Origin of the sequence: Streptomyces sp. NPDC005808 (assembly GCF_042871385.1) — a bacterium.
In the GTDB taxonomy this organism is placed as follows: Bacteria; Actinomycetota; Actinomycetes; order Streptomycetales; family Streptomycetaceae; genus Streptomyces.
Genome location: NZ_JBIAIK010000007.1, coordinates 175,339 through 196,067 on the forward strand (window position 1 = coordinate 175,339; position 20,729 = coordinate 196,067).

Genomic DNA, 20,729 nt, shown 5'->3' on the forward strand with positions numbered 1-20,729 from the left:
CCTGTGGACAGAACCTGGGGAACAGAACACGGAAAGGGGACGTCTCAGCGCGATTCCAGGAACGTCAGCACGGCCAGCACGCGGCGGTGGTCGTCGGAGGCCTCCGGGAGGTGCAGTTTGCCCAGGATGCTGCGGACGTGTTTCTCGACGGTGCCTTCGGTGACCCACAGCCGACGGCCGATGCCCGCGTTGGAGCGGCCCTCGGCCATGAGAGCGAGGACCTCCCGCTCGCGGCTGCTGAGGAAGGACAGCGGGTCGTCGCGCCGCTGGGCCGAGAACAGCTCGCGCACCAGAGAGGGGTCGACGACCGAGCCGCCCCGGCGGATCCGGTCGAGCGCTTCGAGGAACTCGTCCACGACCGCGACTCGGCTCTTCAGGAGGTACCCGACCTTGTGACCGCCGGCCAGCAGCTCCAGAGCGTCCTCGACCTCGACATAGGCCGACAGGACCAGGATGCCGGTGGCGGGGTGACGCTCGCGGATCGTGCGGGCCGCTTTGAGACCCTCGGTCGAGTGATGGGGGGGCATTCTTATGTCGACGATCGCCAGGTCCGGGCGCTCGTCGGCGACGAGTTCCAGGAGCCGTGCGGCGTCACCGGCCTGCCCGGCCACCTGGTAACCGACGCGCTCGCAGAGACTGGCGAGCCCCTCCCTGAGCAGGACGTCGTCATCTGCAAGGACGACCCGTCCCTGCGGGAGCTGCTGATTGGCGTCCATGGTCCCGGCTTCCCCTGGCCCGGCCCCTGCGGCACGGTGCGCCTCCAACAGCCTGCCGGAACCTGGGCGGTTACGGCTACCCGGAAGCGGAATTGGGGGCTGGCCGTGACGACATGCGGACCTCGCCGAGCCATGCTCGAACCAGTGCAGGAGCAAGGGACCGGCCGTCCCGGGCGAGGGACGGCGGTTCAAGCGGTGGAAGGGCAGCGGGAATGCGGCAGACACGGATCGAGAAACGACGGCGGCCGGTCCGTGTCCGCCGATACGAGGACGAGGCGGGCTCCTTCCGCGACGCCCTCGACCCGCGAGACCCCGACATCGTGCGAGCCAAGAGCCTGCGGTTCGCCGAACGAGGCGGCACTGCTCGCCATTAGAGGTGCCGAGACAGGCCAGATGCCTTCTCAGGGCCTGGTGCCTGCCTCAGACCCGGTGTCTGCCTCCCCCTCAGGACCCGGTGTCTGCCACGGACTCCGGCGTCTGCCTCCCCCTCGGGACCCGGTGTCTGCGACAGACTCCGGCGTCTGCCTCCCCAGAACCCGGACGGTTGCCTCTCCGTCCGAGACCGACCGCCCGGCGCGTACACACGTCACCGAGTCCAAGGCCCCCCCTATTGGACCCCCTCCGTGTACGCCCCGGGCGGTCACACGTCTGCCGGCGGTTCCCCCAGCGGCAGTCGCACGATCAAGGTCGTGCCGCTGCCAGGCGGGCTGGTGATGCGGAGCCTCCCCCCGATCGCCTCGACGCGGTCGACGAGACCGACGAGACCGGAGCCGGCACCCAGCTCGGCGCCACCGGTCCCGTCGTCGCTGATGACCACCTCCAGGACGTCGTCGTACGTCCGCGCCTCCACCTGTACGACCGTGGCGCGCGCGTGCTTGGCGGTGTTGGTGAGGCACTCGGAGGTCACGTAGTAGACGGCGACCTCGGTCTGTTCGGGAAGGCGGTCCGGGGGCAGCCGGAGGTCCAGCTCCACGGGGACGGCGGAACGGCGGGCGAGGGCACGCAGAGCGGGGCCCAGGCCGCCCTTGGAGAGGATCGCGGGGTGGATGCCGCGGGAGATCTGCAACAGGTCTTCGAAGGCGTCGCCGAGGCCCTTGCCGATGTGTTTCAACTTCCCGGAGAGGTCTGATGATCGGTCTTCCATCATGGACTCGGCCATCCGCAGGTCCAGTCGGAGCGAGACGAGGCGCTGCTGGACGCCGTCGTGCAGATCGCGCTCGATACGCCGCCGGGAGGCGTCCGAGGCGGCCACCACACGCGCGCGTGAGGCATTGAGCTGTGCCCGGCTGTCGGCGTTGGCAATGGCGGTGGCGACGAGTTCGGTGAAGTCGGCGAGCCGGGACTCGGTGCCCGGAGGCAGTGGCTCCGGGCCGGAAGGGGCCGCGACGACGACACCCCACAGTCGGTCGTCGACGACTATCGGCGCGCCGACCGAGCGTCCGGTGCGGGCCGCCCCGCCGGTCTGGGCCACTTCCGCGGCCGCGTCCTCGCCCGCCCTCCCGGCCGCGTGGTCCGAGCCCAGAACGGTGACGGCGCCGTCGGCCTCGTACCGCAGGACCGCCGCGGAGCCCGTGCTCAGCACCCGCCCGACCTCTCGTGCGACCGTCGCGAACACCTCGTGCGGCGGTTCGCCGCGGGCCACCAGGGTGGCGACGCGACGCAGCGCGGCCTGCTCCCGGTCGGCGCGGCGGCTCTCGGTGACGTCGCGCGCGGCGGCGTAGATGCGTCCCTCTCCGGTCACCGAGCGGGCGCTCCACTGCAGCCAGCGCTCACTGCCGTCGGCGCGCACGCAGCGGTTCTCGAACTCGGCGAACTCCGCGCCGCCCGCCAGGCCGTCGAGGACGGCACGCGTGCGTGCCCGGTCCGCCGGGTGGATGAACTCCAGCCAGGGCTTGGCGAGCAGCGTGCCGAGGGGGTGCCCCAAGGTCCGTTCGAAGGCCGGGTTGAGGCGCTTGAGGTAGCCGTCGATGCCGAAGATGCACAGCAGATCGAGAGAGAGGCTGAAGATGCTCGCCAACTCCCGTTCGGCCTCGCGGCGCCGGCCCTGCGCGGCGGCGAAGGACGCCATCGTGCCGTTCATGCCGCCCAGCAACTGTGCCCAGGTGCCGTCGAACGCGGCCACGTCCGCGCGGTGGCCGAGCCTGTTGTCGTCGATCGCCGTGTTCATGGTGCGGATCTCGGCGGCGAAGCGCTCGCTGGTCACATGGAGTTCGCGGAAGGTGTCGGCGACGACGCCGATCTCGTCACGCCCCCTGTAGTGGACGTCGTACGACAGATCGCCGTCGGCGAGGGCCCTGGCGCCCTGGGACACCTCGGTGAGCGGGCGCGTGATGGATCGGCCCAGGATCAGGGCGAGGAATGTCACGGCGAGAACGACCCCTGCGGAGAGGCCGACTTCGCGATAGCCCTGTAGCCGGGCCTCCTTCAGATCGTGGTCGGCGTGGGCGGCGAGTTCGTCGGCGGTGTCGTGCGCGATGCCTCGCAGGGCGGCGAGCCGGTCGCCCGAGTCGGTGAGCCACTGGTCCAGCGAGGGGAGGTCTGTGGTGGCGCCTCCGGAGGTGGTGAGGGTTTCCCGGGTCACGCGCACGGAGCGGCCCGCGGGCCCCAGGAGCGCGGCGGCCAGGCGCGCGCGGAGCGGGCCGGAGGCAGTCCGGCGGAAGTCGTCGAACTGGGCGTTCTCCAGGGCGGGCCAGCGGTTGACAGGGGGGCCGTGTCCGTCCGCGCGTGACGTCGCGAGCCGGGTGGCGAGCTCGACGCGTTCGCGCTCGGCGGCCTCGACGGCGCCCAGAACGGCCAGGTAGGCCTCGCCTGCGCGACCCGAGGCCCTGGTGGGACGGCTGGAGTCGAGCCGGCGGACGGTGTCGAGGAGAGACGTCACGACGTCCGCGTACTTCTGTTCGATCCGTGCCGCGCTGAGCGAACTGTTGCCCGCCTCCACCCGGACGGCGTGGAGTTGGTTCTCCAGGGATCCCAGGACGCCACTGACGTCCCCGGGTCCCTCATGGCCGGAGGCGGCGTTCTCCGCGGCTGTGAGGGCATGATCGGTGGCCCGACGTGCCGCGTCCCGCTCGGCCGCCGCGTCCGTCCGCTGCGGTGCCGCCTCGGCGAGTACCTCGGCTAGGCGTTCGCGTGCGACTGCCTCCTGGAGCCCGGCTGTCGCGAAGGACACCTCGGTCGACGCCCTGAAGTCCCGGATGGTGCGCGCCTCGTTCCACCGGGCCAGCGCCGAGACGACAGTGAAGACGAGCAGTGCGGCGACCGGAAGCAGGACGAGCAGCATGAGCTTGGTGCCCACCCGCAGTCGCGCGAGCAGCGGTGGGCGGGCCCCCGCCACGCGCGGCGGGGGCCGTCGGCGGCGTGTGCCGCCCCTACCGGGAAGCCTGCTCATGGCCCGTCGGCCGGGCAGCCCTGGTGGTCGGCAGGATCCCTGTCGATGTCGCGGACCGCCCGGTCGAGGGCGGCCCCGACGGGGCACGATCGACTTCGAACTCACCACTCCGGCCCGCGTGGAACCACAAGGTGATGCCGGTGGTGCCCTTCAGCTGTCCGTCGCACGTGGTGTCCGTACGCGCCCTGGAACGACGTCTTTCGTCGCTCACTCCCCCGCCACAGCCGGCGGCCAGGACAGCCGCACAGGGCGCCCCCGGGACGAACGCGCGCCGGGCTCGCCTTCGTTCTCGTTGGAGCAACATCATCGGGCACCCCCCATCGATCCGACGGGACACGGCCACCCCAGGGCATCGTCATGCTACCGCGCGTGACTCGCCGCTGCTCTCCGTGAGTGCGAATCTCTCTATCAGACAAAGGACTTCACCACTTTCCGGCTAGCTGCAAGGCGCACCGGACAACCCGTTGGGAAGCTTCCAGCATGTCCATGCGCTGTCTCCTCGTCGACGACAGCGCCCGGTTCCTGGAGGCCGCGCGCGCTCTGCTGGAGCGCGGCGGGATGCAGGTCGTCGGCGTCGCCTCGACGGGCGCGGAAGCCGTCTCGCGGGTCCATGATCTGGTCCCGGACGTCGTCCTGGTCGATCTCGACCTCGACGGCGAGAACGGCTTCGACGTGGCGCTGCGGATCGCGGGCGACACGACCGCCGTGATCCTGATCTCCACACATGCCCTGGAGGACTTCCAGGAACTCGTCGCCGCCAGCCCGGCCCGCGGCTTCCTCCACAAGTCGGCGCTTTCGGCGGGGGCGATACGGGAGCTGCTGGGGCGTGAGGATTAGGAGGCTACTGGGACACAAGGGGCTGCAGGGGTTCAGGCGACTACTGGGGCACGTTGCGCTTCAGGTGTTGTCGCGGCTTGGCCAACACGCTTCAATGCGGTGGAACTTGAGGCCCTCGAACGGCGACACGCGCGCGTGAGCGACCCCCCGCGCGGCCACGGCGGCCCCGACCACCGGCACGAACGGCCTGACCAGCCGTTGTGAGCATTCACAGAAAGGCCCCCTGCATGCGGCACGGCACACAGCACGCGGACCTCCCCACGGCGGAACTGGAGACGGCCCTGCGTGGCGGGCCCTTCCACATCGCGCTGCGCGCCGCGATCGCCGCCCGCGGGCTGCCCCTGCAGCGGGTACAGCACCACCTGTCGCGGTACGGGGTCAAAGTCGGGGTGACCAGCCTGAGTTACTGGCAGCAGGGCGCCCGGCGCCCGCAGCGGCCCGAGTCGCTGCGCGCCGTCCGCGCCCTGGAGGAGATCCTCCAACTCCCGGACGAGTCACTGATCCGACTGCTCGCCAAAGCCGAGGAGCCGTCCACCCCGAACCGCTCCCCGGGCCATTCGTACCGCGCCCTCATGGAGGCCTCCGGCGTCCTGGAGCGGCTTCTGGACGAGTTGGACTCACCCCTCGAAAGCGGGCTGCACACCCTCGGCCACCACGAATGCGTACGGATCGGTGCCGAGCGCGAGCTGATGGGCCGCGAGTCGCACCACATAGTGCGCGCCCACAAGGAGGGCGTGGACCGCTATATGGCCATCCACCACGGCGACCCGGGGTGCGCTCCGGAGCGGATGGCGGTGCGTGCTCTGGAGAACTGCCGCACGGGGCGGGTGCGTTGGCACGAGGAGACCGGCGTCCTGGTGGCCGAACTGCTCTTCGACACGCGGCTGCGCGCGGGCGACACGTATCTCTTCCGCTACGGCTTCGACGACGGCACGGCCGGGGCGTCCAGCGAGTACGTACGCGGATTCAGCTTCGCGGGCGGGCAGTACGCCCTGCAAGTGCGGTTCACCGGGGAGACGTTGCCGGTGCGCTGTCACCGGTTCACACAGCACTCGGCGGCGGCGCCGCGCAGTGGCCGCCAGGAACTGGCGCTGAGCGGTCACCACCGCTCGGTGCACCTGGTCGAGCCGCGGGTGCGGTCGGGGATCCTGGGGATCGAGTGGGCCTGGGGGTAGGCGCTCCTCCTCCGCCCACCGGGCGGGAGCCGGCGCGCGAGGCGTGAGCGTGGGCCCCCCGGCATACGTAAACGCTTGCGTAAGCGCATACGTAAGCGTTTACGTATGTCGCCGGATGGGATACCTTCCCTGCGAAGGTCGGGTTCCGGGGACGGGAGCGCAATGACGACGATGGTCGACGTGGCCCAGCGCGCGGGTGTGTCCATCGCGACCGTCTCGCATGTACTGAACGACACGCGCCCCGTGCGGCCGGCCACACGCCAGGCGGTGCTCGACGCGATGGACGCGCTCGGATACACGCCCAACGGCCTCGCCCGTTCACTGGTCACTTCTCGCACCCGGTCCGTCGGCCTCGCGGTATCGGCGATCAGCAACCCGTACTTCACGGAAATCCTGCAAGGGGTCGAAGCCGGAGCCCTGGATCACGGCTACGGCCTGCTCATCGCCGATCCGCACGACGACCCCGTGCACGAGCGGAAGGTCGCCCAACTGCTGCACGAGCGCCGGGTCGACGGCATGATCATCGCGCCCTCGGCGGACCCCGGCGAACTGCTGGGCTACCTCGGGAAGCACGACGTACCGACAGTGTTCCTGGACCGGCTGGTCGACACGCCCGCCGACACCCTCTCCGACGGCTCCTCCCGCACCGCGTCCGCCGCCTCCTTCCACTTCGACCAGGTCTGCGCCGAGAACGCCGAGCCCATGGCGCAGTTGGTCACGCACCTGGCCGAGCTGGGCCACAGACGCATCGGACTGGTCGCCGGCCTGCCCGGTCTCAGCACCACGACCGAGCGGATCACGGGCTACCGACACGGCCTGGCGAACGCCGGACTCCCCTACGACGAGAGGCTCGTGGCGCACGGCGATTCCCAGTCCGGCGCCGCCGAGCGCACCACCGGCGCACTGCTGTCCCTCGCGACACCGCCCACCGCGCTGGTCACCGGCAACAACGCCATGACGATCGGCGCACTGCGGGCCCTGCGCGAGCGAGGCCTGTCCGTGCCTGCCGACATGGCCCTGTGCTGCTTCGACGACTTCTCCTGGGCGGACCTGTTCACGCCCCGGCTGACCGCGGTCTCCCAGCCCAGTAAGGAGATCGGCGCCCAGGCCCTCCAACTGCTCCTGGAGCGGCTGGCGTCGCCCAGCCGTCCGGGCCGAACCGTCCGGCTGCCCGCCGCCCTCGTCCACCGCACCTCGTGCGGCTGCCCGGAGAAGGCCGGGAGGTCCAGGGGTCCCGCGACCTCCGGACATACCGAGAGCCCCGAGACCCCCGCGAACCCCGAGAAAGGACCCGTGTCGTGATCGTCGTCGCCGGTGAGGCCCTGATCGATCTGGTGCCGCAGGGCGCGGGGGCGCTCGTCGGCCTGCAACCGGCGCTCGGCGGCGGGCCGTACAACACCGCGGTGGCGCTGGGCCGCCTCGGCTCCCCCACCGCGTTCTGCTCCCGGCTCTCGCACGACGCCTTCGGCGAGGCGCTCCTGGACGGTCTTCGCGAGGCGGGTGTCGATGTGTCGTCCGTGCAGCGCGGAGCGGAGCCGACGACCCTGGCCGTCGCCTCGATCGACGCGGACGGCTCGGCCTCGTACTCCTTCTACGTCGAGGGCACGGCCGATCGCCTCTTCACGGCCCCGGCCCAACTCCCGGCGGCGACAAGGGCGGTGTCCTTCGGCACCTGCTCGCTCGTCCTGGAGCCGGGCGCCGGCGCCTACGAGGAGCTGATGCGCACCGCGGCCGCACAGGGCGTGTTCACCACCCTCGACCCGAACATCCGCGCCGGACTGATCCCGGACGCCGACGCCTACCGGGCACGGTTCAAGAGCTGGCTCCCGTCGGTGTCACTCCTCAAGCTCTCCGAGGAGGACGCTCTGTGGCTCGGGGGCACCCCGAGCGAGTGGCTGGCGTCCGGGCCGGCGGCCGTGGTGATCACGCATGGCGGCGACGGTCTGACGGCGTTCACCCGCGGCGGCGCGGTGCATCCCGTACCCGGCGTAGAGGTCGAGGTCGTGGACACCATCGGCGCCGGCGACACGGTGAACGCGGCACTCCTGCACGGCCTGGCCGCCCGCGATGCCCTTTCCCCGACGGCCTTGGCGGAGCTGGGCCCCGAGGGCTGGACCGACCTGCTGCGCTTCGCGGCCCGCGCGGCGGCGATCACCTGCTCACGAGCGGGCGCGGAACCGCCGTACGCGTCCGAACTCGGTACTCCCTGAAGCCGGATACTCCCTGAAGCCGGACGCTTCCTGAGTCCCGACGCTCTCCGGTGTCCGGCCTCTCAGCCGCTGACGACCCGCAGCGCCCCCGGCTGCCGCCCGTTGAGCCGGTCCAGCGCGGCGGCCGTGGCATCGTCGGCGGGAAGGTGTACGACCATGCGGAGTCCGCCGTCCGGCAGAGAGAGCGTTTCGTACGCCAGGAGCAGCGGGCCGGCCTCCGGGTGGGTGACCAGGTCGGTCCCGGCCCGCCGGGGCAAGGCGGGTACGGCGGCGAGCCGGTCGGCGAAGGAGGCTCCCGCCGTGACTGTCAACTCGTCGGCCATGGCGGCGGCATGGGGATCCTGGAGCGACGCCTCGTCCCTGAGGTGGGCGACCTGTTCGTCGGCCACCCGGTCCCAGTCGGCGTAGGCGGCACGGGCCCGCTCGTCGGTGAACACGTACCGGAGGATGTTGGGCTGCTCGCCGTCGAGCACGCCGAGCGGTCCGGCGAGCCGTCGATAGCCGGGGGTGTACGCGAGGATGTCGCCGATCCAGTTGATCAGCACGGCGGGTGCGGGCTCCAGCCGGTTCAGCATCGCCCGCACGGTCGGGCGCACCGTTCGTATGGGTTCCACCGCCGCGGAGCAGAACACGGCGCCCGGGCTTGCCTCTTTGACGAGTCGGCGCAGCAGGGTCCGTTCCGTCGTCGGCAGACGCAGCGCGTCGGCGAGTACGCCCAGCACCTGCGGCGACGGGTTGTGGTCGCGGCCCTGTTCGAGCCGGGTGAGGTACTCGACGCTGATGCCGGCGAGCGTGGCCAGCTCGGCGCGGCGGAGCCCCGGGGTGCGGCGGCGTGAACCGGTCGGCAGCCCGACCTCGGCGGGTGTGATCGCTTCACGGCGTGCGCGCAGGAAGGTACCCAACTCGTTGTCGCTCACCGGTAGAACGTACAACGCACGCGTCATCGGATCGTGGCCCTGTCACTACCACCATGGGCCCGGTCTCCCTCCCGCTCGCCGATCACCCCAGGGTGGAGCCATGACCTACGACAATTCCATTGCCACGCAAGCCACTTCGCTACCGCTGGTATCAGGCGACTGGGAGCTCGACACCCTCCACTCGGCCGTCAACTTCACCATTCGCAACCTCGGGATCGCCAAGGTGCGCGGTCGTTTCGGTGAATGGACCGCCGCACTGTACGTCGGTGAGACGGTCGACGACGTGCGGGTGAGCGCCGAGATCGCCCTTGCCTCCATCGACACCGGGAACGCCGACCGCGACACGCACGCCCGAGCGGCCGACCTGCTCGACGTGGAGAAGCGCCCGACCATGACGTTCCGATCGACTCGGGTGTTCGCCGACGAGGAGGCGTGGTCGATGGAAGGGGACTTGACCATCGGAGACGTGACTCGTCGGACAACGCTTGCCGTCGAGTTCGGCGGGGTGGTGGATTCCCCCGTCGACAGTCGCAGGCACGCGGGGTTCGAGGCGACGGGCGAGATCCGGCGCAGCGACTACGGTCTGGACTTCGGAGCCGGACTTCTCAGTGATGTTGTCAAGATTCAGCTGGACATGCAGTTCGTCGAACCGCAGGGACAGGGTGGCTGACTGTGCAACGGACGGCGCCCCACGGAGAGTTCCGTGGGGCGCCGCTTTTTTGGTGACTTGTCAGGCCTTGGTGGCCCGGGTGGTCTTCTTCGCCGGGGTCGCCTTCTTCGTGACCGTCGTCTTCGTGACTGCGGCTGTCTTCTCGGCCGCCGTGTTGTTGACCGACGCGCTGTTGACCACCTTGGTGGCCGTCTTCTTGGCCGCCGCCTTGCGCGGGGCCTTCACCGCGGCACCGTCGCTGATCCGGTCGGCGCCGAGGACCTCGCGCAGGAACTTGCCGGTGTGGCTGGCCGGAACGCCTGCGACCTGTTCGGGCGTGCCCTCGGCGATCACGAGTCCGCCGCCGTTGCCACCCTCGGGGCCCATGTCGACGACCCAGTCCGCGGTCTTGATGACGTCGAGGTTGTGCTCGATGACGATGACCGTGTTGCCCTTGTCGACCAGGCCGGAGAGCACCGTGATGAGCTTGCTGATGTCCTCGAAGTGCAGACCGGTGGTCGGCTCGTCGAGCACGTAGACCGTACGGCCCGTCGAGCGCTTCTGGAGCTCGGAGGCCAGCTTCACTCGTTGTGCCTCACCGCCGGACAGCGTCGGCGCCGACTGGCCGAGCCGGACGTAGCCGAGACCGACTTCGTGGAGCGTCCTGAGGTGGCGGGCGATCGCGGGCACGGCCTCGAAGAAGCCGAGCGCCTCCTCGATCGGCATGTCGAGGACCTCGGAGATGGACTTGCCCTTGTAGTGGACCTCCAGGGTCTCCCGGTTGTAGCGCGCCCCGTGGCAGACCTCGCAGGGGACGTACACGTCCGGCAGGAAGTTCATCTCGATCTTGATGGTGCCGTCGCCGGAGCAGTTCTCGCAGCGGCCGCCCTTGACGTTGAAGGAGAAGCGGCCGGGCAGATAGCCCCGCACCTTCGCCTCGGTCGTCTCGGCGAACAGCCTGCGGACGTGGTCGAAGACTCCGGTGTACGTCGCCGGGTTGGACCGAGGTGTGCGGCCGATGGGCGACTGGTCGACGTGCACGACCTTGTCGACGAGGTCGTCGCCGTCCACGCGCGTGTGCCGCCCGGGGACGTTCCGCGCACCGTTGAGCTCGCGAGCCAGGTGCGTGTAGAGGATGTCGTTGACCAGTGTCGACTTGCCTGAGCCCGACACACCGGTGACGGCGGTCAGAACACCGAGAGGGAAGGAGACGTCGATGTCCTGGAGGTTGTTCTCCCTGGCGCCGTGCACGGTCAGCCTGCGACTCGGGTCGGCGGGTCGGCGGATGTCCGGGAGAGGGATCGCCTTCTTGCCCGAAAGGTACTGCCCGGTGATCGAGTCGGGGTTGTCCAGCAGGTCCTTCAGGGAACCGCTGTGTACGACCTTGCCGCCGTGCTCGCCCGCACCGGGGCCGATGTCGACGACCCAGTCGGCGACCTTGATGGTGTCCTCGTCGTGCTCGACGACGATGAGCGTGTTGCCCATGTCGCGCAGTCTGACCAGGGTCTCGATCAGGCGGTGGTTGTCGCGCTGGTGCAGGCCGATGGACGGTTCGTCGAGGACGTACAGGACGCCGACGAGTCCGGAGCCGATCTGGGTGGCCAGCCGGATGCGCTGGGCCTCACCGCCGGAGAGGGTGCCGGCCGCCCTGTTCAGCGACAGGTAGTCGAGGCCGACGTCGACCAGGAAGCGCAGCCGTTCGTTGACCTCCTTGAGGACGCGCTCGGCGATCTGCTTGTCGCGCGCGTTGAGCTTCAACTCGCCCAGGAAGTCGGCACAGTCACTGATGGACATCGCGGAGACCTCGGCGATGGACTTCTCCATGACGGTGACCGCGAGAACGAGCGGCTTCAGGCGCGTGCCCTCGCAGGTGGGGCAGGGCACCTCGCGCATATAGCCCTCGAAGCGCTCGCGGCTCGCGTCGCTCTCGGCCTCGCTGTGCCGCCGCTTCACGAAGGGGACGGCCCCTTCGAAGGCCGTGGTGTACACCCGCTCGCGCCCGTACCGGTTGCGGTAGCGGACCTCGATCTGCGTCTTGTGGCCGTACAGCAGGGCCTTCTTGGCACGCTGCGGAAGACCGGCGAAGGGGATGTCGGTGCGGAACCCCAGCGCGTCGGCGAGAGCGCCGACCAGGCGGCCGAAGTAGTCCTTGGTGTGCCCGTGCGACCACGGGTGGATGGCGCCCTCGTCGAGGGACTTGTCCTCGTCCGGGACGATCAGCTCGGGGTCGACCTCCATGCGCGTACCGATACCGGTGCACTCGGGGCAGGCGCCGAAGGGCGAGTTGAAGGAGAAGGAGCGCGGCTCCAGCTCCTCGAAGGACAGGTCGTCGTACGGGCAGTACAGGTGCTCCGAGTACATGCGCTCGCGCTCGGGGTCGTCGGCGGGGAGGTCGACGAAGTCGAGCACGACCATGCCCCCGGACAGGCCGAGGGCGGTCTCCACGGAGTCGGTCAGGCGGCGCTTGGCACCGTCCTTCACCGTGAGGCGGTCGATGACCACCTCGATGGTGTGCTTCTCCTGCTTCTTCAGCGTGGGCGGCTCGGTGAGCTGGATCGTCTCACCGTCGACCCGGGCCCGGCTGTACCCCTTGGTCTGGAGATCGGCGAAGAGGTCGACGAACTCGCCCTTGCGCTCGCGCACCAGCGGCGACAGGACCTGGAAGCGGCTGCCCTCCGGCAGCTCGAGGACCTTGTCGACGATGGCCTGCGGCGACTGGCGCGTGATGGGGCGGCCGCACTCGGGACAGTGCGGCTTGCCGATGCGCGCGAAGAGCAGGCGCAGGTAGTCGTAGACCTCGGTGATGGTGCCGACCGTCGAGCGCGGGTTGCGCGAGGTCGACTTCTGGTCGATGGAAACCGCTGGGGAGAGGCCTTCGATGAAGTCCACATCCGGCTTGTCCATCTGCCCGAGGAACTGCCTGGCGTACGAGGACAGCGACTCGACATACCGGCGCTGCCCCTCGGCGAAGATCGTGTCGAAGGCGAGGGAGGACTTGCCCGACCCCGACAGGCCCGTGAAGACGATGAGCGAGTCGCGCGGGAGGTCGAGCGAGACATTCTTCAGATTGTGCTCGCGCGCTCCACGGACGATGAGACGGTCGGCCACGCCGGTCCGCACCTTTCTTGAGAGAAGTGACAGGGGCGGGGCCCCCGTCGTTTTCAGACTAGGGGGAGCCACTGACAGCGCCGGGTCGGTTTCCCCGTTCACAACAATCCCGGACCACCCAGCATGCCCGACGCCGCGGCCGAGCCTATAGCACGCGCATTCGATTTGACGGGCTGGTCAACTGCCTTCACCCGAACGTGTGGCGGAGCTATCGTCGACCCCATGAACGATCATGTGCGTGACCTGGCGTCTGTACGTGACGCAACCGAACGGCTGCTCACCGCAGCAGCCGAACTGGACAACGCTTCTGTGGCCGAGCCGACACGGCTTCCCGGCTGGAGCCGCGGACATGTGCTCGCCCACATCGCCCGCAACGCGGACGCACTGGTGAACGTCCTCACCGGACGCCCCATGTACGTCTCCGGCGAGGCCCGGGACTCCGACATCGAGCGAGACGCCCCGCGCCCGCTGAACGTGCAGCTCACAGACGTGCGCGAGAGCGCGGCGCGCTTTCAGGAGGCCGGTGCCGCGCCCGCGGACTGGTCCCGCACGGTGGAGCTGCGCAACGGGGTCACGGATTCCGCGTCCCTGGTGCCGTTCCGGCGGTGGGGCGAGGTCGAGCTGCACCATGTGGATCTGGGGATCGGATACGAGCTGGAGGACCTCTCCGAGGAGTTCACTCAGCGCGAGATCGACTTCCTTGCGGAACGCTTCCGGGGCCACCCCGACGTACCCGCGTTCCTGGTCGAGGAGGACGACGGCCGTCTGATCACTTCCGGCGGTCGCGAGGGGAAGCCGATCACCGTCACCGGCCGTCGGGCAGACCTGCTGGGCTGGTTCGCCGGACGCCGCGACGGTGCGGCGCTGACCACCGACGGCGGACCACTCCCCCTCCTCCCGCCGCTATAGGCTGCCGCCATGACGTACAGCGGAGCGGTGACGGTCGGCGGCCCTGCCGATGTGCACGAGTTGCAGGACCTGATGATCTCCAAGGCCGCGGTGGGCCCGATGAACAACAACGCCTATCTGCTGCGTTGCCGGGCCACCGGAGAGCAGCTCCTGGTCGACGCGGCCAACGACGCCTCGACCCTGCTCACGCTGATCGGTGACGACGGCATCGCGTCCGTCGTCACCACCCATCAGCACGGCGACCACTGGCAGGCGCTCGCGGAGGTCGTGGCGGCGACGGGTGCCCGCACGTACGCGGGCCGGGACGACGCCGACGGCATCCCGGTGCCGACCGATGTCCCGGTCCAGGACGGCGACACGATCCGGGTGGGACGCGTGGAACTCACCGCGCGCCACCTCGTGGGCCACACTCCGGGCTCGATCGCGCTCGTCTACGACGACCCGCACGGGCATCCGCATGTGTTCACCGGGGACTGCCTCTTCCCAGGTGGGCCTGGCCGGACAACACGACCCGAGGACTTTCAAACCCTGATGAGTGGGCTCGAGGAGAAGGTGTTCAGCCTGCCAGATGAGGCCTGGATCTACCCCGGGCACGGCAACGACAGCACCCTCGGGGTGGAACGCCCGCACATTCAGGAGTGGTGGGCTCGGGGCTGGTAGTCGCAGGCGATCACGTGGGCAGGCGCCTGGAGAACCGTCGCGCGACGTACACCGCCTTCCTTCAGAACTGCTGCCCCTCCTCCGGCGCCACCCGCAGGATCACCGGCCGCTCCTGGCCTGCCAGTTCCAGGCGGTAGACGTTGTTGTACATGCCCGAGCCCAGCTCAACGGCAGCAGTAACCTGCGCGCCCTCGCCGAAGACCCGGCGGCAGACCGCCTCGATGTCCTTGGCACTCACCGGCTACTGGCACGCACCGGCAGAACGCTCGATGGGCTGGAACCCATACGACTCCCGGGTGGCGCTGCCCGGCGTCCTGCGGCACCGCGGGTGCCGGACGCCGGGCAGCGCCGATCCTACTGAGGGGTGAGGGTGAAGGACTGGGCAGTACCGCCGGAGCAGGTCCACTGCTGGAGCCGGGCGCCGTCGGCGGTGGAGGCATCGGTGACGTCCAGGCACTGGGCGGAATTGCTGCGTGGCGTCAGGGTGTACGTGCCGCCTGCCTGAGGAACCGCCTTCCACTGCTGATTGGTACCGCCGCCGTAGGACCAGAGCTGGATCTTCGCTCCGCTGCCGGCGCCCGTCCCGCCGGTGACGTCCCAGACGGCGTTGGCCGCGTTGCGGCTGACGACCTTGTAGTAGCCGCTGTCGGTGGGCTGGAACTGCCACTGCTGGTTGGTGCTCCCGGGCACGCAGGTCCACTGCTGCACGGCGGCGCCGTTGGCGGTCGAACCAGCCGCGTCGTCAACGCACTTGCCGCTGTTGGCGTTGGTGACCGTGTACCACTTCGTCGGGTCCACAGCCCCGCTGGTGCCCCCGCCGGCGTCGGGCCAGATGTACGTGCCCACTGTCTTGGCGGGCAGCGTGCTGCTGACCTGCTGGCCGCCGGCCCGCAATGTGAAGGGCTGGTTGGAAGCTGTCTGGTTGACCACGACGGTCACCAGGCTGCCGTCGGGGTTGAGGAAGGCGACGTTGGTGACATTGCCGCTGGTGCCGTTGTTCGTCTGGACCCGGGTGGCGCCGCGTGCGATGAACTTCGAGAACTGGCCGACGATGTAGTACTCGGGCAGTGCCCAGTACGTGTCCGGGTTGCTCGGCGACTGGATGAACATGGTCGGGTCGGGTGCACCGGACCACTGCTCCGGGCTGCGGTTCTGGTCGAGCATGGTGACCCAGTCCTGGTACATGATCGACTGGTTGCGGAAGTACTGGACGATCCGGTCCGCGCCGGCGGTGCCCCACACGGCGCGCTCGGTCATGGCCACGTCCTTGGTCGGATAGCTCGACTTGACCTGTGCCATGGCGGTCGGATCCCCGCCGTAGTCGTGGAAGGCGACGCCGTCGACCGAGCTGAACGCGCTGCTGGGTGAGCCGGGATTGCCGAGGACCCCGGCGGTGTAGGCCGGGCCGTCGCCGAAGTTGTGGTCGTAGGCCCAGATCTTGGTGGCCGACGCGCCGTTGCTGTTCAGCTCGCCGCGCAGCGCGGTGGCGACCCTGCGTTCCTGGTCGGCGGTGAGCGTCATGCCCGGGTAGTCAGGCGGCGAGAACAGCGGTTCGTTCTGCATCGTGACGGCGTACAGCGGCAGTCCCTGGCCTGCGTAGGCGGTGACGGCCTTGCGCAAGTAGGTGGCGAGCACAGGGATGTTCGCGTCGGGAAGCGTGCCGCCGATCAGGCTGTTGTTGTTCTTCATCCAGGCCGGAGGGCTCCACACACTGCCGAACAACAGCAGGTTGGGGTTGATCGCCTTCGCTTCCTTGAGGACCGAGATGATGTTGTAGTCGATGTCCTTCTGGATGGAGAACCGCGACAGACTCGGGTCGGCCGCGCCGTCGTCGTAGGTGTAGAACTGCCGCGAAGTGAAGTCGCTCGAACCCAGCGGGATCCGGGCGATGTTGAACCCGGCACCGTTGACCGGGTCGACGAGCTTGCGCAGCGCTGCGGTACGCGCGGAGGCACTCATCCGGGACAGGTTGTAGATCGTGGACTCCTCCAGCGAGGAGCCGACGCCAAGGACGGACTGGTAACGGGTGGCCGTGTCAGCGGTGATGGTGGCCGTGCCCGACGCGGTGACCGCGGTGAGGTCGGACTGCCGCGACAACTGATACTGGGTGGAGGCCAGCCCCGCCGCCGGGTTGGTGAACCAGTTCGCGTCGGCCGGGCCGAATCCCGAGGCGGTCGACTCCGAACTGAAGTACACCTGAACGGGAGCGCCGACTGCTTGGGCCGACGGTGCGTTCACTGTGGTCAGAGCGACGGGTGCGAGCAGCGCGCCGACCGCCGTCGCCGTCAGCGCGAGCGTGGCCCGACGGCTGCGCACCACGGGACCGGCGGTCCGGGTGCGCGGTCGCCACCAGTGTGAGTGTCTCAGAGGCACGGGAACTCCTGATCGGGTGGGGGATGTCGCCTGCCGCTCGGTGTGAGCCGGTGAGACTCGCTCGTCCGACGCCGGGCGTGCGGTGCGGGCGCTGGATCGGGCGGGGCGTTCCGAAGGCGGGAGGCTGATGCGGCTGCGGTGGACGATCAGTGGGGTGACACGCGGGATTCACGGCTTTTTACAAGCCGTGAACTTAGAGGGGTGCTGAAGTACCGTCAACCCTCGCGTCTCAACGGGCGCATCAGGTGTGGTGTCTCGGGACCGGTCGGTCGCTGTCTCCGTGCGTACGCGACCACACACGCACCCCCGCGCGGCCACCGCACGCACGCCCCGCGCGATCATCCCGCACGCGCCTCTCGCGATCACTCCACACCTACTCCGCACAACCACCCCGCACGCGCCCCGTGTGAACCGAGCGCACACGCCGGTGTCACGCGTGCGCTCCCGGCGCGCGCCCGGGCGCAGTTCACTGGAGGCCGCCCCGCGCAGGATGACGGCTCCGGCGCGGATGGGCCGCCGGCCTGTCAATCCCCGCCCTCGGCCGGCGGCCCCGGCGAAGCCTCTCAACAGGCTGCTCGGCGGAGCTTTGAGTACGTGTTCACGGGAATGCAACACCCGTTCCCAATATGCGGATAGTTGTCCTTGTGACCTGGACAAACAGGACGCCGCACTGTCACTCTCCCGCCATGCCTACCGCCATGCCTACCGCCATGCCTCTCGCCCAGCGCGCCCTGCGCCGCACCGCGCCCGCCGCCACCGTCGCCCTGCTCGCCGTCGCCGCCGTGAGTTGCGCACCGCAGCCCGAGGACAACGCGGCCGCATCACCCTCCGTGAACGCCTGCGACAAGGGTAAGTTGGCCACCAAGTCGTCCGGCAAGCTGACGATCGCGACCGACGAGCCCGCGTACGAACCGTGGTTCAAGGACGACAAACCCGCCAACGGCGAGGGCTACGAGTCGGCGGTCGCGTACGCCGTGGCGAAGCAGCTGGGCTACCCGGCGAGTGACGTCGTCTGGCAGAGCGTCCCCTTCAACAAGGCCTTCGCACCTGGTGAGAAGACCTTCGACTTCGACATCAACCAGGTGTCGATCAGCACCGAGCGCAAGAAGGCCGTGGACTTCTCGTCCGGGTACTACGACGTCCGCCAGGCCGTCATCGCGCTGAAGGGCTCCAAGGCGGCGAAGGCGACGAGCATCGCGGACCTCAAGGACGTGAAACTGGGCGCCCAGGTGGGCACGACCAGCCTCGACTACATCAACGACGTCGTGAAGCCGGCCGAGGCCCCGGCCGCGTACGCGAAGAACGACCAGGCCAAGTCCGCGTTGAAGAACGGCCAGGTCGACGCCATCGTGGTCGACCTGCCGACCGCCTTCTACATCACCGCGGCCGAGGTGACGGACGCGGAGATCGTCGGACAGTTCGAGAACAGCGGTGGCACGCCCGAGCAGTTCGGGCTCGTCCTCGACAAGGGCAGCGCGCTGACCTCCTGCGTGACCGACGCCGTGGACACCCTGCGCGAGGACGGCACGCTTGCCTCGATCGAAAAGCAGTGGCTGTCCGACGCCGTCGACGCTCCGGTACTCAAGTGACGGTCGTGAAGGACGCGCCCGGCAACGACTCCGGCGAAGGAGACATGCCAGAGGCGTACATCCCGTCGCAGCGGCGGATCGAGCGGGAGCGCTACAAGCGCGTCCGCTCCCGCCGTGCGACGGCGATTGCCGCGCTCTCCACCCTGATCACCGGCGTCGTCCTCTACTTCGTCGTCGTCAACGCGCCCGGCTGGCCACGCACCAAGGAGACGTTCTTCAACGGTCAGTACGCGCGCGAGGCGCTGCCCAAAGTCCTCGAAGGGCTGTGGCTCAACGTCCGGCTGCTCCTGATCTGCGGCGCCGCGGTGCTCGTCCTCGGCATGCTGATCGCCATCGCCCGCACCCTGCGCGGCCCGGTCTTCTTCCCGCTCCGGGCGCTGGCCGCCGCTTACACCGACTTCTTCCGCGGCCTCCCCCTGATCATCAACCTGATGATCGTGGTCCTTGGCGTCCCCGCGCTGCGGCTCCAGGGCGTCACGGTGGACCCGATCCTCCTGGGCGGCACCGCGCTCACGCTCACGTACTCGGCCTACGTCGCCGAGGTGTTCCGGGCCGGCATCGAGTCCGTCCACCCCTCGCAACGTGCGGCGGCCCGCTCGCTCGGCCTCACCAACCGGCAGTCCCTGCGGTTCGTCGTACTCCCCCAGGCCGTACGCCGTCAGGTGCCGCCTCTCCTCAACGACCTGGTGTCCCTCCAGAAGGACACCGGGCTCGTCTCGATCGGCGGGGCGGTCGACGCGGTGCGCGCCGCGGACATCATCGTGGGCCGCAGCCTCAACTACACGCCGTACATCGTCGCGGGACTGGTCTTCGTCGCCCTGACCATCCCGATGACCCGCTTCACGGACTGGGTCACCGCCCGGATGGACCGTCAGCGGGCACAGGGAGGGACCATATGACCGCCACTCCGGTACTGCGCATGGAGTCCGTCCGCAAGACCTTCGGCGAGTCTGTCGTGCTGCGGGACGTCGACCTGGACGTCGCCCCGCACACGGTGACCGCCCTGATCGGCGCCTCCGGTTCCGGCAAGTCCACCCTGCTTCGCTGCGCCAACCTCCTCGAGGACATCGACGACGGCGCGATCTGGCTGGACGACGAGGAGATCACCCACCCACGGGCCGACCAGGACGCGGTACGCCGCCGGATCGGCGTGGTCTTCCAGGCGTACAACCTCTTTCCGCACATGACCGTCCTGGAGAACATCACCCTCGCCCCGCGCCGTGTGCACGGCGTGAACCGCGCGGAGGCCGAGGCGCACGCCCGTGAGCTGCTGGACCGGCTCGGGCTCGGCGCCAAGGCGGGCGAATACCCGGACCGGCTCAGCGGCGGGCAGCAGCAACGGGCCGCAATCGTCCGCGCGTTGGCCGTACGTCCCCGGCTGCTGCTCCTGGACGAGATCACCGCCGCCCTTGACCCGGAGCTCGTGGGGGAGGTCCTGAGCGTCGTCCGGGATCTGAAGGAGGACGGTATGACCATGGTCCTCGCCACGCACGAGATGGGCTTCGCCCGCGAGGTCGCGGACCAGGTCTGTTTCCTGGACGGCGGCGTGGTCCTTGAACGCGGCACGGCCGAGGAGATCTTCGAGAGTCCGCAACAGGAGCGGACACAGCGCTTCCTCAAGCGCATCGTGGAGGCGGGGCGACTCTGACCGGCGGCGACACCCGCGACACAGAGACCGGCTCCATGGGCTCAGGCCTCCGCATGCCCCGTCTCCGCAAGGGCCGCGACCCGCTCCACCGCGAACGCGTACCCCTGCACCCCGCACCCCGCGATCACTCCGTCGGCGCGGAGCGAGACGTACGAGTGGTGCCGGAACTCCTCGCGCTGATGGATGTTGGAGATGTGGACCTCCACCACAGGAAGGCCGTCACAGGTGTTGAGCGCATCCAGGATCGCTACGGAGGTGTGCGAGTAGGCGGCCGGGTTGATCACGATCCCGGCGTGGTTCAGGCGCGCCTCGTGGATCCAGTCCACCAACTCGCCCTCGTGGTTGGACTGCCGGAAGTCGACGGTGCCGCCGTGTGTGGCCGACGCCTTGGCACACAGGGCCTCGACGTCGGCGAGCGTGTCCGAGCCGTAGATCTCCGGCTGGCGCTGCCCGAGAAGATTCAGGTTCGGCCCGTTGAGGATCATGATCGGGGCGTTGGCGAGTGTGCGGGGCACAGTTCCTCCGGTCCTTCCAGGTAGGCCGGCCCGTC

At 69.5% G+C, this 20,729-nt stretch carries 18 protein-coding genes; 11 read left to right on the top strand and 7 right to left on the bottom strand.

All coding sequences use genetic code 11. From position 1 onward, the window contains the following. Positions 1-44: 44 nt before the first annotated feature. Positions 45-716: a response regulator gene (locus ACFYPC_RS17810; RefSeq protein ID WP_388676694.1), complete on the bottom strand. Its 672-nt coding sequence runs from the start codon at positions 714-716 to the stop codon at positions 45-47. 212 nt (positions 717-928) lie between these two features. On the opposite strand from ACFYPC_RS17810, the gene ACFYPC_RS17815 reads away from it, so the two are divergent. After that, positions 929-1,090 carry a hypothetical protein gene (locus ACFYPC_RS17815; protein WP_388676697.1) on the top strand — a complete coding sequence of 54 codons (162 nt, stop codon included), beginning with the start codon at positions 929-931 and terminating at the stop codon, positions 1,088-1,090. Between the two features lie 266 nt (positions 1,091-1,356). Here the strand turns inward: ACFYPC_RS17815 and ACFYPC_RS17820 are convergent, their stop codons facing one another. Continuing rightward, on the bottom strand, positions 1,357-4,104 hold the full coding sequence (locus ACFYPC_RS17820) for a nitrate- and nitrite sensing domain-containing protein (RefSeq protein ID WP_388676700.1): 2,748 nt from the start codon (positions 4,102-4,104) through the stop codon (positions 1,357-1,359). A 480-nt stretch (positions 4,105-4,584) separates the two neighbouring features. On the opposite strand from ACFYPC_RS17820, the gene ACFYPC_RS17825 reads away from it, so the two are divergent. The 4 genes from ACFYPC_RS17825 (at position 4,585) to ACFYPC_RS17840 (ending at position 8,326) form a co-directional block, all read left to right on the top strand. Continuing rightward, the gene (locus ACFYPC_RS17825) at positions 4,585-4,941 is read left to right on the top strand and encodes a response regulator (protein WP_388676703.1); all 357 of its coding nucleotides are present in this window, start codon (positions 4,585-4,587) and stop codon (positions 4,939-4,941) included. Between the two features lie 227 nt (positions 4,942-5,168). Continuing rightward, positions 5,169-6,116 carry a hypothetical protein gene (locus tag ACFYPC_RS17830; protein ID WP_388676706.1) on the top strand — a complete coding sequence of 316 codons (948 nt, stop codon included), beginning with the start codon at positions 5,169-5,171 and terminating at the stop codon, positions 6,114-6,116. Between the two features lie 162 nt (positions 6,117-6,278). Continuing rightward, positions 6,279-7,418 carry a LacI family DNA-binding transcriptional regulator gene (locus ACFYPC_RS17835; protein WP_388676709.1) on the top strand — a complete coding sequence of 380 codons (1,140 nt, stop codon included), beginning with the start codon at positions 6,279-6,281 and terminating at the stop codon, positions 7,416-7,418. Next, entirely contained in the window at positions 7,415-8,326 is a 912-nt protein-coding gene (locus ACFYPC_RS17840) for a carbohydrate kinase (RefSeq protein ID WP_388676712.1), read from the top strand. The genes ACFYPC_RS17835 and ACFYPC_RS17840 overlap by 4 nt, the downstream gene beginning before the upstream one ends. Before the next feature lie 62 nt (positions 8,327-8,388). Here ACFYPC_RS17840 and ACFYPC_RS17845 read toward each other — a convergent pair whose 3' ends face one another. Then, positions 8,389-9,243 carry a helix-turn-helix domain-containing protein gene (locus ACFYPC_RS17845; protein WP_388676715.1) on the bottom strand — a complete coding sequence of 285 codons (855 nt, stop codon included), beginning with the start codon at positions 9,241-9,243 and terminating at the stop codon, positions 8,389-8,391. 100 nt (positions 9,244-9,343) lie between these two features. Between ACFYPC_RS17845 and ACFYPC_RS17850 the strand changes: the two genes are divergently transcribed. Next, complete coding sequence (locus tag ACFYPC_RS17850) at positions 9,344-9,913, top strand: YceI family protein (protein WP_388676718.1); 570 nt, start codon at positions 9,344-9,346, stop codon at positions 9,911-9,913. A 60-nt stretch (positions 9,914-9,973) separates the two neighbouring features. Here the strand turns inward: ACFYPC_RS17850 and uvrA are convergent, their stop codons facing one another. After that, positions 9,974-13,000: an excinuclease ABC subunit UvrA gene (gene uvrA / locus ACFYPC_RS17855; RefSeq protein ID WP_388676721.1), complete on the bottom strand. Its 3,027-nt coding sequence runs from the start codon at positions 12,998-13,000 to the stop codon at positions 9,974-9,976. 222 nt (positions 13,001-13,222) lie between these two features. Between uvrA and ACFYPC_RS17860 the strand changes: the two genes are divergently transcribed. Together ACFYPC_RS17860 and ACFYPC_RS17865 are read left to right on the top strand one after the other, a co-directional pair. Continuing rightward, on the top strand, positions 13,223-13,909 hold the full coding sequence (locus ACFYPC_RS17860; RefSeq protein WP_388676724.1) for a maleylpyruvate isomerase family mycothiol-dependent enzyme: 687 nt from the start codon (positions 13,223-13,225) through the stop codon (positions 13,907-13,909). Positions 13,910-13,918: 9 nt separating this feature from the next. Next, positions 13,919-14,569, top strand: a complete 651-nt coding sequence (locus ACFYPC_RS17865; RefSeq protein ID WP_388676727.1) for an MBL fold metallo-hydrolase — start codon at positions 13,919-13,921, stop codon at positions 14,567-14,569. A 61-nt stretch (positions 14,570-14,630) separates the two neighbouring features. Here ACFYPC_RS17865 and ACFYPC_RS17870 read toward each other — a convergent pair whose 3' ends face one another. Both ACFYPC_RS17870 and ACFYPC_RS17875 read right to left on the bottom strand, forming a co-directional pair. Next, positions 14,631-14,807, bottom strand: coding sequence for a hypothetical protein (locus tag ACFYPC_RS17870; RefSeq protein ID WP_388676729.1), 177 nt, complete (start codon positions 14,805-14,807; stop codon positions 14,631-14,633). Positions 14,808-14,923: 116 nt separating this feature from the next. Next, positions 14,924-16,942: an RICIN domain-containing protein gene (locus tag ACFYPC_RS17875; protein WP_388676732.1), complete on the bottom strand. Its 2,019-nt coding sequence runs from the start codon at positions 16,940-16,942 to the stop codon at positions 14,924-14,926. Between the two features lie 710 nt (positions 16,943-17,652). Between ACFYPC_RS17875 and ACFYPC_RS17880 the strand changes: the two genes are divergently transcribed. The 3 genes from ACFYPC_RS17880 to ACFYPC_RS17890 are packed head-to-tail and all read left to right on the top strand — an operon-like array spanning position 17,653 to position 20,179. Continuing rightward, entirely contained in the window at positions 17,653-18,531 is an 879-nt protein-coding gene (locus ACFYPC_RS17880) for an ABC transporter substrate-binding protein (protein WP_388677290.1), read from the top strand. Continuing rightward, positions 18,528-19,430: an amino acid ABC transporter permease gene (locus tag ACFYPC_RS17885; protein ID WP_388676735.1), complete on the top strand. Its 903-nt coding sequence runs from the start codon at positions 18,528-18,530 to the stop codon at positions 19,428-19,430. Before ACFYPC_RS17880 ends, ACFYPC_RS17885 begins: the two co-directional genes overlap by 4 nt. Further along, a complete protein-coding gene (locus ACFYPC_RS17890) occupies positions 19,427-20,179 on the top strand; it encodes an amino acid ABC transporter ATP-binding protein (protein WP_388676738.1) in 753 nt (250 codons plus the stop codon). The genes ACFYPC_RS17885 and ACFYPC_RS17890 overlap by 4 nt, the downstream gene beginning before the upstream one ends. Positions 20,180-20,220: 41 nt before the next feature. Here ACFYPC_RS17890 and aroQ read toward each other — a convergent pair whose 3' ends face one another. Beyond that, on the bottom strand, positions 20,221-20,694 hold the full coding sequence (gene aroQ, locus ACFYPC_RS17895; RefSeq protein WP_388676741.1) for a type II 3-dehydroquinate dehydratase: 474 nt from the start codon (positions 20,692-20,694) through the stop codon (positions 20,221-20,223). Positions 20,695-20,729: the final 35 nt, after the last annotated feature.